The organism is Variovorax sp. 01T432, assembly GCF_056398605.1.
In genome coordinates this window covers 71,601-86,953 of sequence record NZ_JBFTPS010000009.1, presented here as the reverse complement: position 1 = coordinate 86,953, position 15,353 = coordinate 71,601, and the positions used below count along the sequence as shown (strand labels likewise).

Below are 15,353 nucleotides of genomic sequence, written 5' to 3'. Positions count from 1 at the left end.
TCAAGGCACTTTTCAGTTACTTTCCGAGCGCGAAACGCATCCGCAAACCAGCCCATTCAAGGTGTTGTGCGCCTCTCCGCAGGGAGGTTCACAAATCGGGCTGGATTTTAGACCCAACCTTTGGAGTTATTCCTATGTCGACAACCATGCGCGAAATGCTGGAAGCCGGTGTCCATTTCGGTCACCAAACGCGCTTCTGGAACCCCAAGATGGCGCCGTTCATCTTCGGCCATCGCAACAAGATTCACATCATCAATCTGGAAAAATCGCTTCCGATGTTCCAGGACGCGATGAAGTACGCCAAGCAACTCACCGCGAACCGCGGCACCATCCTGATGGTCGGCACCAAGCGTCAGGCCCGCGAGATCGTGGCTGCCGAGGCCCGTCGCGCCGGCGTGCCCTTCGTCGATACGCGCTGGCTCGGCGGCATGTTGACCAACTTCAAGACCGTCAAGACCTCGATCAAGCGTCTGAAGGACATGAAGGCCCAGCAGGAAGCCGGCCTCGACTCGCTGAGCAAGAAGGAGCAACTCACCTTCTCGCGTGAAATCGAGAAGCTCGAGAAGGACATTGGCGGCATCCAGGACATGACCGCTCTGCCCGATGCCATCTTCGTGATCGACGTGGGCTTCCACAAGATTGCCGTGGCCGAAGCCAAGAAGCTCGGCATTCCCTTGATCGGCGTGGTCGACTCGAACCACTCGCCTGAAGGCATCGACTACGTGATCCCTGGTAACGACGACTCGTCCAAGGCTGTCATGCTTTATGCGCGCGGCATCGCCGACGCGATCATCGAAGGCCGTTCCAGCGCCGTCAACGACGTGGTCAAGGCCGTGGCCGAAGGCAGTTCTGACGAGTTCGTCGAAGTCGAAGAGGGCGCCTCCGCCTGATTCGAGTTCTCGCGAGCCTGAAGAAGGGGCTTTGTTGCCCCTTTTTTTTAATCTGAATTTCGTGGCCCCCGATGCGGGCGGTCACCACTGACAAACCGAACGGAGAACACACATGGCAACAATCACCGCAAGCATGGTCGGCGAACTGCGCGCAAAGACCGACGCTCCGATGATGGAGTGCAAGAAGGCCCTGACCGAGGCTGAAGGCAACATGGAAAAGGCCGAAGAGCTCCTGCGCATCAAGCTCGGCAACAAGGCTGGCAAGGCGTCGGGTCGCATCACGGCCGAAGGCGTAGTCACGGCTTTCGTTGATGGCGACGCTGGCGCCATGATCGAGATCAACTGCGAAACCGACTTCGTCACGAAGAACGACAGCTTCCTCGCGCTGGCGAATGCCGCTGCGATGCTGGTCGCCAGGCACAACCCGGCCGACATCGCCGCGCTGGGTGCTCTTCCGTACGAGCAGGATGGCTTCGGCCCCACGCTGGAAGACGTGCGCAAGGGTCTGATCGGCAAGATCGGCGAGAACATGAGCTTCCGTCGCTTCAAGCGCTTCGGCGGCAACGGCAAGCTGGCGTCGTACCTGCATGGCACGCGCATCGGCGTGATGGTCGAGTTCGAAGGCGACGACACCTCCGCCAAGGATGTGGCGATGCACATTGCCGCGATGAAGCCGGTTGCGATCTCCAGCGCCGACGTGCCGGCGGAACTGATCGAGAAGGAACGCGCGGTCGCTGCCGGCAAGGCCGAGGAAGATCGCAAGGCTGCCGAAGCTGCTGGCAAGCAGCCGCAGCCGGCCGACATCGTTGCCAAGCGCATCGAGGGCGGCGTGCAGAAGTACCTGAAGGAAGTTTCGCTGCATAACCAGGCCTTCGTGAAGAACGACAAGCAGACTGTGGAACAGATGCTCAAGGCTGCCGGGACGTCGATCAAGGGCTTTACGCTCTACGTGGTCGGCGAGGGTATCGAGAAGAAGGTCGATGACTTCGCCGCCGAAGTGGCGGCGCAGGTCGCGGCGGCCAAGGCCGCGGCCTGAAATCCGCTTGCGGGGCGGCGCGCTCGGCGCTGTTGCCCCCTCCCGTCCCGTCTTACACTCGCCCCCGCCAACCCCAAAGGAAACGACCTATGCCTGAAGCCCGCCCAGCCCACAAGCGAATCTTGCTGAAGCTGTCGGGAGAGGCGCTGATGGGCGATGACGCGTTCGGTATCAATCGGGCGACCATCGTGCGCATGGTCGGCGAGGTGGCCGAGGTCGTGAACATGGGCGTCGAGGTTGCCGTCGTCATCGGCGGCGGCAACATCTTCCGGGGTGTTGCCGGCGGTTCGGTGGGGATGGACCGTGCCACCGCCGATTACATGGGCATGCTGGCGACGGTAATGAATGCGCTGGCGCTCGCCGATGCGATGAACAAGCAGGGCCTGATTGCCCGGGTGATGTCCGCCATCGCGATCGAACAGGTGGTGGAGCCATATGTGCGGCCGAAGGCCCTGCAGTACCTGGAAGAGGGAAAGGTCGTGATTTTCGCTGCCGGCACTGGCAATCCCTTCTTCACGACGGATACGGCCGCTGCGTTGCGCGGAGCCGAGATCGGCGCCGAACTGGTGTTGAAGGCGACCAAGGTGGATGGCGTGTACAGCGCCGATCCCAAGAAGGACCCTGAAGCGACCCGGTACTCTTCGCTGACCTTCGATCAAGCCATCGCTCAGAATCTCGGCATCATGGACGCCACGGCCTTCGCGCTGTGCCGCGACCAGAATCTGCCGATCAAGGTGTTCTCGATCTTCAAGAACGGCGCGCTCAAGCGCGTCGTGATGGGCGAGGACGAGGGCACGCTGGTGCATGCCTGAAGAGGAAGAAAGCCAATGACCATTGCTGATATCCGCAGCGCGACCGACGCAAAGATGAACCAGTCGCTTGCTGCATTCCAGAACAATCTGACCAAGATCCGGACCGGTCGTGCCAACCCGGCGCTGCTCGATTCGATCCATGTCGACTACTACGGCTCGCCGGTGCCGCTGTCGCAGGTGGCGAATGTTTCGCTGCTCGATTCCCGCACCATCAGCATCCAGCCCTGGGAAAAGGGCATGGGGGCCAAGATCGAGAAGGCGATTCGCGAAAGCGATCTGGGTTTGAACCCCGCTTCGATGGGTGACCTGATCCGTGTGCCGATGCCGCCCATGAGCGAAGAGCGCCGCAAGGAAATGACGAAGCTCGTGCGCAACGAGGGCGAAGCCGCAAAGATTGCGACTCGCAATCTGCGCCGGGATGCCAACGATGCCATCAAGAAGCTCGTCAAGGAGAAGCTGGCGTCGGAAGACGACCAGAAGCGCGCCGAAGCCGAGATCCAGAAGGTGACCGACCGCCACATCAGCGAGATCGACCGAATGGTGACGGCCAAGGAAGCGGAGATCATGGCAGTCTGAGATGGAAAAATCCCGCGCTGTGCCCCATCACATCGCCATCGTCATGGATGGCAATGGGCGATGGGCCACGCGTCGCCTGCTGCCTCGGGTGGCAGGGCACAAGCAGGGCGTCGAATCCCTTCGGCGCTGTGTGAAGGCCTGTGTCGATCGGGGCGTCGCTGTTCTTACGGTCTTTGCCTTTTCGTCCGAGAACTGGAATCGTCCGATCGAAGAAGTGTCCGGATTGATGGACCTGATGGTCGGTGCGCTGGGTCGCGAGGTACCCAAACTGAGCGCGGACGGCGTGCGCCTGCATTTCATCGGCGAGCGCGGTGGTTTGTCCGAGAAGATCTGTGCGGGCCTGGTGCAGGCGGAGATGGCGACGGCGCAGAACAGCCGGCTCGTGCTCAATGTGTGCTTCAACTACGGCGGGCGCTGGGACATCGCCCGTGCCGCCGCGCAGCTTGCCGCGCGCGGCGAACCGCTGACCGAGGCCAACCTTGACGCCGCGATGGCGCTTTCGCACGTGCCGGACCCCGACTTGTTCATTCGCACGGGCGGCGAGCAGCGGCTTTCCAACTTCTTGCTCTGGCAAAGCGCCTATTCCGAGTTGTTCTTCAGCGATCGCCTTTGGCCCGAATTCGACGATGCCGCACTCGATGAGGCCATCGCAGCGTTTCAGCGCCGCGAACGCCGGTACGGTCAGACTTCGGCGCAGCTTCAGGCTGGTGGCGCACGTCGCAATCAGCAAGTTGCCTGAGCGCATGCTCAAACAACGAATCATCACCGCGGTCGTCCTGCTGGCGATCCTGCTGCCGGCGCTGTTCTATCCCTCCTACGTGCCGTTCGCGTGCGTGATGCTGGTGCTGATCGCTGCCGGCGCCTGGGAGTGGGGCCGGCTGAATGGTTTCGGCCCGCGGATGTCCCTCTTCCTGGGGGCGGAGGCCGCCGCGTTGTGCGCGTTGTCATGGTGGCTGGGATTGCTCAACGAAGCTCTGTTGCCGGTCTGGATCGTTGCCAGCACCGCATGGGTTCTTGGTGGCGGCGCGTTGCTGCGCGTGGCGGTGCCCGGCTGGCCTCGCGTGCCCAAGGTCTTGCGTCTTGTCGGTGGGTTGCTGGCGCTCTGGGTGGCATGGCTTGCGGCTGTACAGGCGCGCATGATCGGCATCAACTTCCTGCTTTCCATCCTCGTGCTTGTGTGGGTCGCTGACGTGTTCGCTTATTTCGCGGGCCGGGCGTTCGGGCTCAAGTTCACGCGTCGCAAGCTCGCACCCACCATCAGTCCGGGCAAGAGTTGGGAAGGTGTCTGGGGCGGCATGGCGGGCGTGATCGTCCTGGCCTTCGCGTGGGTCTGGGCGGACGCTGCCACCAAGGCTGCGGTTGCGAGCCTCTATACAAGGCTGGCCGAGCGCGGCTGGTGGCTTCTGCTGATCGGGGTGGTCTTCCTGGCGGCGATGAGCGTCGTCGGCGATCTGGTCGAGTCCCTGATCAAGCGCAGCGCCGGCGCCAAGGACAGCAGCGCCCTGCTGCCGGGCCATGGCGGCGTGCTTGATCGAGTCGACGCCTTGCTCCCGACCCTGCCCATTGCCATGATGTTGGCTTTCCTGTGAACGCCCGCAAACAACGCATCACGATTCTTGGTTCGACCGGCTCGGTCGGCGTAAGCACGCTTGACGTGATCGCCAGACACCCGGAGCGCTTCGAGGTGTTTGCGTTGTCGGCGGCGACGAAGGTCGAACAAATGCTCGCGCAGTGCGCGCAGTTCTCGCCGGAGTTCGCCGTGATGGCGAGTCCGCCGCACGCCGCGCTGTTGGCCGAAAAGCTGAAGCAGAACGGCTTGCAGACGCGCGTCCTGATCGGGGAGGGCGCGATCGAAGCCATAGCCGCCCACGAAAGAACCGACGCTGTGATGGCGGCGATCGTCGGCGCTGCGGGCCTTGGGCCATGCCTCGCCGCGGCACATGCCGGAAAGCGCCTGCTGCTCGCCAACAAGGAAGCACTGGTCGTCGGCGGAGATCTTTTCATGCGCGCGGTGCGGGACGGCGGGGCGACCCTGCTGCCCATCGACAGCGAGCATTCGGCGATCTTCCAGTCGCTCCCGGAGGACCCGGCCACCTGGGCGAGGCGGATCGACAAGATCATCCTGACGGCTTCGGGCGGCCCGTTCCGGACGCGAGCGCCAGATACGCTGGGCAGCGTGACGCCCGAGCAGGCCTGTGCGCATCCGAACTGGGTCATGGGCCGGAAGATCTCCGTGGACTCGGCGACGATGATGAACAAGGCGCTCGAGGTCATCGAGGCGCGTCACCTGTTCGGCGTGGCGCCTGAGCAGATAGAGGTCGTCATTCATCCGCAAAGCGTGGTGCATTCGATGGTCCAGTTCACCGATGCGTCCGTGATCGCCCAACTCGGTACGCCCGACATGAGGGTCCCGATCGCGGTCGGGCTCGCGTGGCCGGAACGCATTCAGAGCGGGGCGGCGCGACTCGATTTCCTGCAGATGGGGGCGTTGACCTTCGACACGCCGGATGCCGTGCTGTTTCCCGGGCTCCGGCTCGCCTGGCATGCCTTGCGCGCGGCGGCTGGAACCACGGCAGTGCTGAATGCGGCCAACGAGGTGGCAGTCGAGGCCTTTCTCGATCGCCGCTTGCGTTTCGACCGGATCCATGCTGTCAACATGGAAACTCTGGAGGTCGTGGAACCCTCCAACCCGTCGTCGCTGGCGGACCTGCTGGCGCTGGATGCCCGCGCCCGAGCTGCCGCCAACGCCGCGGCGCTTCGTTTCGCAGCCTGACGTTTTCAATTCCCGGGAGATCTCATGCTCACTGTCGTTGCCTTCGTTGTCGCACTCGGCTTGTTGATTGCAGTGCATGAGTACGGTCATTACCGGGTTGCGGTCGCTTGCGGCGTCAAGGTGCTGCGCTTTTCGGTCGGCTTCGGCAAGACGCTCTATCGCTGGCAGCCCAAGCGTCAGCATCCGGGGCAGAACACGGAGTTCGTCATCGGCGCCTTCCCGCTGGGCGGCTACGTGAAGATGCTCGATGAGCGCGAGGGTCCGGTCGATCCTGCCGAGCGGCACCGTGCCTTCAATACGCAACGTCTGCGTTCACGCGCCGCGATCGTCGCCGCTGGGCCGATCGCGAACCTGCTGCTGGCGGTCCTGCTCTATACCCTGGTCAACTGGATCGGCGTGCAGGAGCCCGCCGCGAAGCTGGCGCAACCTGTCGCCGCTTCCTTGGCGGAGCGGGCGGGCCTGCGTGGCGGCGAGCACATCACGCGCGCCGGCTTCGACGGTCAACTCGATCCGGTCCAGTCCTTCGAGGACCTGCGCTGGCGCCTCACGCGCGGCGCGCTCGACGGACACGACATCACGCTCGAGATCGGCGCCGAAGGTGGGCGGCCCGCGCGTGAGATCTTGCTGCCACTGAGCGGCATCGAAGCCAAGGACGCCGACGCGCAGCTGTTCCGCAAGATCGGCATCGTGGCGCCACTGACGCGCCCGGAGATCGGCGAAGTGATCGGCGGGGGTGCTGCTGAACGCGCAGGCCTGCGCAGCGGCGATCTGGTGCGCTCGGTGGGCGCGACGGCCATCGTCGACGGGCAGCAGTTGCGGGACGCGATCCGTGCCTCGGTCGACGCGGGACACCCGCGCATGCAAACCTGGCAGGTCGAACGCGGTGGCCAGATGCTGCGAATCGAAGTCGCGCCAGACGTGCGGGACGAGGGCAGCGCCAAGGTGGGCCGCATCGGTGCCTACGTCGGGGCGCCGCCCGAGCTGGTCACGGTGCGACAGGGGCCGATCGACGGGGTGTGGCGCGGCATGGTCCGAACCTGGGAAGTGTCTGCGTTGACCGTGCGCATGATGGGCAAGATGGTGATCGGCGAGGCGTCCCTCCGGAACCTGAGCGGTCCGTTGACCATTGCCGACTACGCCGGCAGGTCGGCGAGCATGGGGCTCACGCAATACCTTCTGTTCCTGGCGCTCATCAGCGTGAGTCTCGGGGTGCTGAACCTCATGCCTTTGCCGGTCCTCGATGGCGGGCACCTGATGTATTATCTTTGGGAGGGCCTGACCGGCAAGAGCGTCTCCGACGCATGGATGGAGCGGCTTCAGCGCGGCGGCGTCGCGCTGCTGCTGGTCATGATGTCTATCGCACTCTTCAACGACGTCACGCGGCTCTTTGGTTAACTATCTGCCGGCCTTTCCAGCGCTGGCTCAAATCACAGATGAATACAACTTTCAGTCGCTTTCGCCTGCGTAGCGTCGCCGCGGTGGTGGTCAGCGCGCTGGCAGCCACGGCAGCCTGGGCGGTCGAGCCATTCACGGTTCGCGACATTCGTGTCGAAGGCCTTCAGCGCGTGGAGCCGGGAACGATCTTCGCGTCGCTGCCCGTGCGCGTTGGCGACACGTACAACGACGAGCGTGGTTCGGCCGCGATCCGCGCGTTGTTCGATCTGGGGTTGTTCAAGGACGTGCGAATCGACGTCAGTGGCAACGTGCTCGTGGTCATCGTCGAAGAGCGGCCGACCATTGCGGAAGTTGATTTCGTCGGCACCAAGGAGTTCGACAAGGCGGTCCTCCAGAAGGCTCTGCGCGACGTGGGGCTGGCCGATGGCCGTCCTTACGACAAGGCGCTCACCGACCGCGCCGAGCAGGAGCTCAAGCGGCAGTACATCAGTCGCAGCCTCTATAACGCGCAGGTCGTCACCACCGTCACGCCGATCGAACGCAATCGTGTCAATCTGACCTTCACGGTCACCGAGGGCGAGCCGGCGCGGATCCGCGAAGTGCACATCGTCGGCAACAAGGCGTTCAGCGAGGGCACGCTGCTCGATCTGTTCGACCAGGACGCTGGTGGCTGGATGAGCTGGTACACCAAGTCCAACCAGTACTCTCGCGCCAAGCTCAATGCCGACCTCGAGACGCTGCGTTCGTACTACCTCACGCGGGGCTACCTTGAGTTCCGGATCGACTCGACGCAGGTTGCCATCTCACCGGACCGCCAGGATCTCACGGTGACTGTCAACATCACCGAGGGTAAGAAGTTCGTGGTGGCGGGCGTCAAGCTCGATGGCAACTATCTGGGACGCGAGGAAGAATTCAAGTCCCTCGTGACGATCCAGCCGGGCGAGCCGTACAACGGCGAGCAGGTGACTGCCACCACCAAGGCGTTCTCCGACTATTTCGGCAGCTTTGGATATGCATTCGCGCGCGTCGAGGCGCAACCGGAGATCGATCGCACCAACAACCGTGTCACGCTGACCTTGAAGGCGGAGCCCGCGCGGCGCGTCTATGTGCGTCGCGTGGCTATCGGCGGCAACAATCGCACGCGCGACGAGGTGATCCGGCGTGAGCTGCGTCAGTACGAAGCCTCGTGGTACGACGGCGACAAGATCAAGCTGTCGCGTGACCGGATCGACCGCCTCGGCTTCTTCACCGAAGTGAACGTCGATACCCAGGAAGTGCCCGGAGCGCCTGACCAGGTAGACCTGTCCGTCAACGTGACCGAGAAGCCGACCGGTTCGCTGCAACTCGGTGCGGGATTTTCCAGTGCCGACAAGGTGTCGGTCACCTTCGGCATCTCCCAGGAAAATGTGTTTGGTACGGGCAATTTCCTGGGCGTTCAGGTCAATACCAGCAAGTACAACCGCGCAATCTCGGTGACGACGACGGATCCTTATTTCACGAAGGACGGTATCTCGCGCTCGATCAGCGTCTATCACACGACGACGCGGCCCTACTACAGCGTTGATGGCGACTACCGGCTGGTCAACGAAGGCGGCACGCTGCGCTTCGGCGTGCCCTTCAGCGAAGTCGACACGATCTTCTTCGGCGCCGGGCTGGAGCGCTACAGCTTCGACCCCGGGACCAATGTCGCCCTGCTGGCACCGCAGTCCTATCGCAACTACTTTGGCTGCACCGCCGACCCGGCAACGGGTATCTTCACCTGCGCCAAGGGCAGCGTTTCTGGCGTGCCGCTCACGATCGGATGGGCGCGCGACGATCGCGACAGTGCGCTGGTCCCCTCGCGCGGGCGCCTGCAGCGTGCCAACCTCGAATTCGGGGTGGGGGGCGACATGAAGTACATGAAGAGCAGCTACCAATACCAGCAGTTCTTCCCGCTCACCAAGCAATACACCTTCGCGATCAATGGCGAGTTGGGCTACGGAAAGGCGTACGGCAGCAATGTCTACCCGATCTTCAAGAACTTCTATGCGGGTGGCCTCGGCTCGATCCGCGGATTCGAGCAGAACTCCCTGGGCCCTCATGACCCGCCTCTGCTGGGTCAGACCGACGGTGCCGCCGTCGGCGGGACGAAGAAGGCCATCTTCAATGCTGAAATGAGTACGCCCTTCCCGGGAGCGGGCAATGACCGGACGTTGCGCCTCTATGGCTTCTTCGACGTCGGCAACGTCTTTGCTTCGCGCGACCCGGTCTTGACTGACGCCCAGTGGGCGGCGCAAAAGAAACTCCGCGCGTCTGTCGGTCTCGGCATCAGCTGGGTGTCGCCGCTGGGCCCGCTGCGTCTGGCCTATGCGATACCGGTCAAGTACCAGAAGCAAGACCTCTCTGACCCGCTGAATCCTATCCAGGAGGATAGAATTCAGCGCCTGCAATTCCAGATCGGAACCTCTTTCTAATGAATCCACTGCTCCGGAATTCACTGCTGCGCGCGGCCAGTGCGTTGCTCGTCCCCGCGCTCATGCTCATGAGCGTCGCCGCCCACGCACAGGAAACTTTTCGCATCGGCTTCGTCAATCCTGACCGCGTCCTTCGTGAAGCCTTGCCGGCGAAGGCCGCGCAAGCCAAGCTCGAAGCCGAGTTCCTGAAGCGGGAAAAGGATCTGCAAGACCAGGGCGCTGCGCTCAAGACCGCTTCCGAAACCTTCGAGCGCGAGGCCCCGACTCTCTCGGAAACCCAGCGTACGGCGCGGCAGCGCGCCCTGGTTGATCAGGACCGAGACTTCCAACGACGTCGCCGCGAATTCCAGGAAGACCTGAACGCGCGCAAGAACGAGGAATTGCAGCAGGTCTACGAGCGCGCCAATCGCGTGGTCAAGCAGGTGGCCGAGGCCGAGAAGTACGACGCGATCCTCCAGGAAGCGATCTACATCAATCCGAAGCACGACATCACCGACAAGGTGATCAAGGCGCTGAACGCGTCCACTTCCTCCGGCGGCAAGTAGCGCCGCAAACCGCCGTGGCACTGCTGCTAGGCGCAATCATCAAAGCCCTTGGGGGCGAACTGCATGGTGATCCTGCGCTATTGATCGAAAGGCTCGCGCCGCTGCAGTCGGCGCAGTCGAATGCACTCAGCTTCTTGAGCCATCCCAAGTACCGCCAGGATCTTGCGACATCCCAGGCGGGCTGCGTGATCGTCTCGCCGGCGTTGCGCGAATTGGCGGCTCAGCGTGGCGCGTTCATCGAGACGCCCGATCCCTATCTGTATTTCGCGCGCTTGACTCAACTCTGGAAGGCATCCCACGCCCGGCCCGATGAGGCCCGGATCCACCCCAGCGCGGTGATTGATCCTGACGCGCAGGTCGACGACAGCGCACGCATTGGTGCTCTCTGCGTCGTGGAGCGTGGCGCAAGGATCGGCGCAGGCACGGTGTTGAAATCCCGAGTCACGGTGAGCGAGGATTGCATCATCGGCTCGCATTGCCTGCTGCATCCCGGCGTTGTGATCGGTGCTGACGGCTTCGGATTGGCGCCGCATGAAGGCACCTGGGTCAAGATCGAGCAGCTCGGCGCGGTACGCATTGGCGACGATGTCGAAATTGGCGCCAACACCTGCATCGATCGGGGTGCGCTCGAAGACACCGTGATCGAAGACGGCGTCAAGCTCGACAATCTGATTCAGATCGGCCACAACGTACGCGTGGGCAAGCACACGGCCATGGCAGGCTGCGTCGGCGTTGCCGGCAGTGCCAACATCGGCGCGCACTGCATGATCGGGGGCGGCGCGCGCATCGCCGGCCACCTGACCTTGGCCGACGGCGTGCACATCTCGGCGGCGACGGTCGTCATACGGTCGATTCGCAAGCCCGGCCGCTACACCGGCGTGTTTCCCATCGACGACAATGCCGCCTGGGAGAAAAACGCCGCCACACTCAAGCAACTGCACGGTCTGCGAGAACGTCTCAAGGCGCTCGAAAGATCGACAATGCAGGACAAGAAATCATGACGCTCGATATCCATCAAATCCTCAAACTACTGCCCCACCGCTATCCGTTCCTGCTGGTGGATCGCGTGCTCGAGATGGAGAAGGGCAAGCGCATCACGGCGCTGAAGAACGTGACCATGAATGAGCCCTTTTTCAACGGCCATTTTCCGCATCGGCCGGTGATGCCCGGCGTGCTGATGCTGGAGGCGATGGCGCAGGCTGCCGCGCTGTTGTCCTTCCATTCGCTGGACATCGTGCCGGACGACAACATCGTCTATTACTTCGCGGCGATTGATGGCGCGCGCTTCAAGCGGCCAGTGGAACCCGGCGACCAACTCACGCTCGAAGTCGAGATCGAGCGCATGAAGGCCGGCATTTCCAAGTTCAAGGGGCGCGCATTGGTCGGGAGCGAACTCGCCTGCGAAGCCACTCTGATGTGCGCCATGCGGCAGATCACCTGAACCCTGCTTTAGGCATGACCCTGATTCATTCGACGGCGATCGTCGACCACCGGGCCGAACTCGACCCGACGGTCAGCGTCGGCCCCTATTCGGTCATCGGACCGCATGTGAAGGTTGCCGCCGGCACCACGATCGGAGCGCATTGCGTCATCGAGGGCCGGACCACCATCGGGCGGGACAACCGGATCTTCCAGTTCTCCTCCCTGGGCGCCGTGCCACAGGACAAGAAATATGCGGGCGAGCCGACCCAACTCGTGATCGGCGAGCGCAACACGATCCGAGAGTTCTGCACCTTCAACATCGGCGTGCCCGGTGCGGGTGGCATCACACGCGTGGGCAGCGACAACTGGATCATGGCTTACACGCACATCGCGCATGACTGCCGCGTGAATGACCACACGACGCTTGCCAACAACACAACGCTCGCCGGCCACGTGCATCTGGGCGACTGGGTGACGATTGGTGGACTGACGGGCATTCATCAGTTCGTGTCGATCGGAGCCCATGCGATGGTGGGGTTCGCCAGCGCGGTTTCGCAAGACGTGCCGCCATTCATGCTCGTCGACGGCAATCCGCTCGCCGTGCGTGGGTTCAACGTCGTCGGCTTGCGACGCCGCGATTTCTCGGCGGCACGGATCGCTGCCGTGAAGCAGATGCACCGCCTGCTCTATCGCCAGGGCAAGACGCTCGAAGAAGCCCGTGCCGCGATCGACGCGCTTGCGGCGGAGGTCCCCGAATCGGCTGCCGACGTCGCGCTGATGAGCAGCTTTCTGACGAGCGCGAAGCGCGGTATAGCGCGTTGACGCCTCCAATGCCTGAGACAGGACGGCAGTTCTCGCTGGTCGCGGGCGAGCCTTCGGGGGATCTGCTGGCCGGCCTGCTGCTCGATGGATTGAAGGCGCGCTGGCCCGCCATGAAGGCGGTAGGCATCGGAGGCCCGCAGATGATCGCGCGTGGGTTCGAGAGCTGGTGGCCGCAGGAGAAACTCGCCGTGCGCGGTTATGTCGAGGTGCTGCGGCACTACCCCGAGATCGCCACCATTCGTCGACGGCTCAAGGGGCGACTGTTGCGCGAAAGGCCCGAGCTGTTCATCGGCGTCGACGCGCCCGACTTCAATCTGGATCTCGAAACTGCATTGCGAAGCCGTGGCATGAGAACCGCGCACTTCGTCTGCCCGTCGATCTGGGCCTGGCGGCCGGAACGGGTCGAGAAGTTGCGTGCGGCAGCTGATCGTGTGCTGTGCATCTTTCCGTTCGAGCCCGCGCTGCTGGCGAAGGAGGGCATCGCCGCCAGCTATGTCGGGCATCCGCTTGCCAACGTGATTCCGATGACGCCCGACCGGGTCGCCGCGCGCGCGTCGCTTGGCCTGGACCCCGGCGTGTCGGTGGTCGCATTGCTGCCAGGCAGCCGGCGTTCGGAAGTTCGCTATCTCGCGCCGACCTTCTTTGAGGCCGCGGCTCTGATGCAGCGCGCTCGGCCCGAACTGCGGTTCATCGCGCCGGTGCTGCCGAGCCTGCGCACCGAGGTCGAACGACTGCTGCAGGCGAGCGCCATGGCTGGAAAGGTCATGTTGCTCGACGGCCGATCGCACGCGGCCCTCGCGGCTTGCGACGTCACCCTGATCGCCAGCGGCACGGCCACGCTCGAGGCGGCCCTCTTCAAGCGGCCAATGGTGATTGCCTACAACATGAATCGCCTGTCGGCGCAACTCATGCGTCGCAAGAGGCTGCAGCCCTGGGTCGGACTGCCGAATATCCTCTGCGGAGAATTCGTGGTTCCCGAGCTCTTGCAGGAAGAGGCGACGCCCAGGGCACTGGCCGACGCGACCCTGGCCTGGCTCGCCGATCCCGACCGGGCTCACGCCTTGCAACAACGTTTTTGCGCGCTGCATGCTGAATTGCAGCGCGACACGCCGACACTGTGCGCCGATGCGATCCAGAAAGTTCTTGAAGGCTGAACAGGCCAGACTGGCGTGGGACGCGCCCGGGCTCATGGCCGGTGTGGATGAGGCCGGGCGCGGGCCGCTGGCCGGCCCAGTCGTGGCTGCGGCGGTCATCCTGGACGATCAGCGGCCGATCCGCGGGCTGGCTGACTCGAAGACCTTGACCCCTTTGCAGCGCGAGCGGCTGAATGAGGAGATCCTGGCCAAGGCACTGTGCTGTTCGGTGGCACAGGCGAGCGTGGAGGAGATCGACACCCACAACATCCTCCAGGCCACGATGCTTGCGATGCGTCGGGCAGTCGAGGGCCTGCGCCTGAAGCCTGCGAAGGTTCTGGTTGACGGCAACCGCCTGCCGACGCTCAGCGTGCTGGCCGAGGCGGTCGTGAACGGCGATGCAACGGTCAAGGCGATCTCGGCCGCCTCGATTCTGGCGAAGGTGCACCGCGACCGGCTCTGCGAAGACCTGCACGCCGAATTCCCGCACTACGGCTTTGCCGCGCATAAGGGCTACGGCACCCCGGAGCATCTTGAGGCGCTGCTGCGCCATGGTGCCTGCATCCATCACCGCAAGTCGTTCGGGCCCGTGGCCGAAGCGCTGGTGCGGATGGAGGCGGCTTCCGTCACCGTGACGGTGAGCGGCCTTGTGGTCGAAACGACCCGAGTCGATCTGTGGACCGATGAATGAGCTCCGCAGACATCAGCCACGTCAGCTCGCGCGACAACCCACTGCTGAAGGAACTGCGCAAGCTCGCCAACGACCCGGGCGCTTATCGAAAGTCCGGCCGCATCTGGCTTGAAGGCGATCACCTCTGCCGGGCCGCGCGCGAGCGCGGGGTGCGACCGGCCATGGCGGTCTTTGCCGAGTCGCTGTGGCCGGCCGCGCGCATCGAGTGGGCGGGTGCGGCCGACAAGACCATCGTGCTCGCCGATGCCTTGCTCGCCGGCGTAAGCAGCCTGGAGTCCCCCGCGCCGATGGGCTTCGTACTCGACCTGCCCGCGCGCCCGGTCGTCGAGCCCACTGCGCCGACGGTGGTGCTCGACCGCTTGCAGGACGCCGGCAATGTCGGGTCGATCCTGCGCAGCGCCGCGGCATTCGGCTTTGCCCAGGTGATCGCGCTCAAAGGCACGGCGGCGCTATGGGCGCCCAAGGTGCTGCGCGCCGGCATGGGGGCGCATTTCGGGCTGCGGTTGATTGAGGGCGTGGAGATTGACGCGCTCGACGCGCTCGCCGTTCCCTGCATCGCCACCAGCTCGCACCAGGGTGAGTGGCTGCATCGCGCAACCTTGCCTTACCCCTGCGCGTGGCTGATGGGGCACGAAGGGCAGGGCGTCTCCGCGGCCCTGGAGGCGCGCGCTGCCCGCAAAGTGCGAATCGCGCAGCCGGGCGGCGAGGAGTCCCTCAACGTCGCCGCGGCCGCTGCGATCTGTCTTCATGCAAGCGTCGCCGGCGCTGGTTCGTGAGGCCGCCCCGGCTATAATCAAGGGCTTTC

Annotated in this window: 16 protein-coding genes; all 16 read left to right on the top strand. The window is 63.9% G+C overall.

What is annotated here, in order from left to right; all coding sequences use genetic code 11:
* The first annotated feature begins 134 nt into the window (after positions 1-134).
* The 16 genes from rpsB to AC1DNF_RS09800 all read left to right on the top strand — a co-directional run bounded on the left by rpsB (position 135) and on the right by AC1DNF_RS09800 (position 15,324).
* The gene (gene rpsB, locus AC1DNF_RS09875) at positions 135-890 is read left to right on the top strand and encodes a 30S ribosomal protein S2 (RefSeq protein ID WP_478148466.1); all 756 of its coding nucleotides are present in this window, start codon (positions 135-137) and stop codon (positions 888-890) included.
* Positions 891-1,002: 112 nt separating this feature from the next.
* Positions 1,003-1,926 (top strand): translation elongation factor Ts, encoded by a 924-nt coding sequence (tsf, locus tag AC1DNF_RS09870; protein ID WP_478148393.1) that lies wholly within the window; start codon positions 1,003-1,005, stop codon positions 1,924-1,926.
* Between the two features lie 89 nt (positions 1,927-2,015).
* Positions 2,016-2,738, top strand: coding sequence for a UMP kinase (pyrH, locus tag AC1DNF_RS09865; protein ID WP_478148392.1), 723 nt, complete (start codon positions 2,016-2,018; stop codon positions 2,736-2,738).
* 15 nt (positions 2,739-2,753) lie between these two features.
* Positions 2,754-3,314: a ribosome recycling factor gene (gene frr, locus AC1DNF_RS09860; RefSeq protein WP_478148391.1), complete on the top strand. Its 561-nt coding sequence runs from the start codon at positions 2,754-2,756 to the stop codon at positions 3,312-3,314.
* Between the two features lies 1 nt (position 3,315).
* Positions 3,316-4,053, top strand: coding sequence for a polyprenyl diphosphate synthase (gene uppS / locus AC1DNF_RS09855; protein ID WP_478148390.1), 738 nt, complete (start codon positions 3,316-3,318; stop codon positions 4,051-4,053).
* A 4-nt stretch (positions 4,054-4,057) separates the two neighbouring features.
* A complete protein-coding gene (locus tag AC1DNF_RS09850; RefSeq protein WP_478148389.1) occupies positions 4,058-4,903 on the top strand; it encodes a phosphatidate cytidylyltransferase in 846 nt (281 codons plus the stop codon).
* On the top strand, positions 4,900-6,087 hold the full coding sequence (gene ispC / locus AC1DNF_RS09845) for a 1-deoxy-D-xylulose-5-phosphate reductoisomerase (RefSeq protein ID WP_478148388.1): 1,188 nt from the start codon (positions 4,900-4,902) through the stop codon (positions 6,085-6,087). Before AC1DNF_RS09850 ends, ispC begins: the two co-directional genes overlap by 4 nt.
* Before the next feature lie 24 nt (positions 6,088-6,111).
* The gene (gene rseP / locus AC1DNF_RS09840) at positions 6,112-7,482 is read left to right on the top strand and encodes an RIP metalloprotease RseP (RefSeq protein WP_478148387.1); all 1,371 of its coding nucleotides are present in this window, start codon (positions 6,112-6,114) and stop codon (positions 7,480-7,482) included.
* A 38-nt stretch (positions 7,483-7,520) separates the two neighbouring features.
* Entirely contained in the window at positions 7,521-9,935 is a 2,415-nt protein-coding gene (gene bamA, locus AC1DNF_RS09835; RefSeq protein ID WP_478148465.1) for an outer membrane protein assembly factor BamA, read from the top strand.
* 62 nt (positions 9,936-9,997) lie between these two features.
* Positions 9,998-10,480 (top strand): OmpH/Skp family outer membrane protein, encoded by a 483-nt coding sequence (locus AC1DNF_RS09830; protein ID WP_478148464.1) that lies wholly within the window; start codon positions 9,998-10,000, stop codon positions 10,478-10,480.
* 14 nt (positions 10,481-10,494) lie between these two features.
* On the top strand, positions 10,495-11,481 hold the full coding sequence (gene lpxD / locus AC1DNF_RS09825; RefSeq protein WP_478148386.1) for a UDP-3-O-(3-hydroxymyristoyl)glucosamine N-acyltransferase: 987 nt from the start codon (positions 10,495-10,497) through the stop codon (positions 11,479-11,481).
* Positions 11,478-11,921 carry a 3-hydroxyacyl-ACP dehydratase FabZ gene (fabZ, locus tag AC1DNF_RS09820; RefSeq protein ID WP_478148385.1) on the top strand — a complete coding sequence of 148 codons (444 nt, stop codon included), beginning with the start codon at positions 11,478-11,480 and terminating at the stop codon, positions 11,919-11,921. The genes lpxD and fabZ overlap by 4 nt, the downstream gene beginning before the upstream one ends.
* Positions 11,922-11,935: 14 nt before the next feature.
* The gene (gene lpxA, locus AC1DNF_RS09815; RefSeq protein WP_478148463.1) at positions 11,936-12,724 is read left to right on the top strand and encodes an acyl-ACP--UDP-N-acetylglucosamine O-acyltransferase; all 789 of its coding nucleotides are present in this window, start codon (positions 11,936-11,938) and stop codon (positions 12,722-12,724) included.
* A gap of 8 nt (positions 12,725-12,732) precedes the next feature.
* Positions 12,733-13,878: a lipid-A-disaccharide synthase gene (gene lpxB / locus AC1DNF_RS09810; RefSeq protein ID WP_478148384.1), complete on the top strand. Its 1,146-nt coding sequence runs from the start codon at positions 12,733-12,735 to the stop codon at positions 13,876-13,878.
* On the top strand, positions 13,850-14,548 hold the full coding sequence (gene rnhB, locus AC1DNF_RS09805) for a ribonuclease HII (protein WP_478148383.1): 699 nt from the start codon (positions 13,850-13,852) through the stop codon (positions 14,546-14,548). The genes lpxB and rnhB overlap by 29 nt, the downstream gene beginning before the upstream one ends.
* Entirely contained in the window at positions 14,545-15,324 is a 780-nt protein-coding gene (locus tag AC1DNF_RS09800; RefSeq protein ID WP_478148382.1) for a TrmH family RNA methyltransferase, read from the top strand. The genes rnhB and AC1DNF_RS09800 overlap by 4 nt, the downstream gene beginning before the upstream one ends.
* Positions 15,325-15,353: the final 29 nt, after the last annotated feature.

Bases quoted from the DNA above. Each gene is read 5' to 3' on its own strand.
- rpsB (WP_478148466.1), top strand. From the start codon at position 135: ATGTCGACAACCATGCGCGAAATGCTGGAAGCCGGTGTCCATTTCGGT.
- uppS (WP_478148390.1), top strand. From the start codon at position 3,316: ATGGAAAAATCCCGCGCTGTGCCCCATCACATCGCCATCGTCATGGAT.
- AC1DNF_RS09800 (WP_478148382.1), top strand. From the start codon at position 14,545: ATGAGCTCCGCAGACATCAGCCACGTCAGCTCGCGCGACAACCCACTG.
- rnhB (WP_478148383.1), top strand. From the start codon at position 13,850: ATGCGATCCAGAAAGTTCTTGAAGGCTGAACAGGCCAGACTGGCGTGG.
- frr (WP_478148391.1), top strand. From the start codon at position 2,754: ATGACCATTGCTGATATCCGCAGCGCGACCGACGCAAAGATGAACCAG.
- AC1DNF_RS09830 (WP_478148464.1), top strand. From the start codon at position 9,998: ATGCTCATGAGCGTCGCCGCCCACGCACAGGAAACTTTTCGCATCGGC.
- lpxA (WP_478148463.1), top strand. From the start codon at position 11,936: ATGACCCTGATTCATTCGACGGCGATCGTCGACCACCGGGCCGAACTC.
- tsf (WP_478148393.1), top strand. From the start codon at position 1,003: ATGGCAACAATCACCGCAAGCATGGTCGGCGAACTGCGCGCAAAGACC.
- fabZ (WP_478148385.1), top strand. From the start codon at position 11,478: ATGACGCTCGATATCCATCAAATCCTCAAACTACTGCCCCACCGCTAT.
- bamA (WP_478148465.1), top strand. From the start codon at position 7,521: ATGAATACAACTTTCAGTCGCTTTCGCCTGCGTAGCGTCGCCGCGGTG.
- lpxB (WP_478148384.1), top strand. From the start codon at position 12,733: ATGCCTGAGACAGGACGGCAGTTCTCGCTGGTCGCGGGCGAGCCTTCG.
- rseP (WP_478148387.1), top strand. From the start codon at position 6,112: ATGCTCACTGTCGTTGCCTTCGTTGTCGCACTCGGCTTGTTGATTGCA.
- pyrH (WP_478148392.1), top strand. From the start codon at position 2,016: ATGCCTGAAGCCCGCCCAGCCCACAAGCGAATCTTGCTGAAGCTGTCG.
- AC1DNF_RS09850 (WP_478148389.1), top strand. From the start codon at position 4,058: ATGCTCAAACAACGAATCATCACCGCGGTCGTCCTGCTGGCGATCCTG.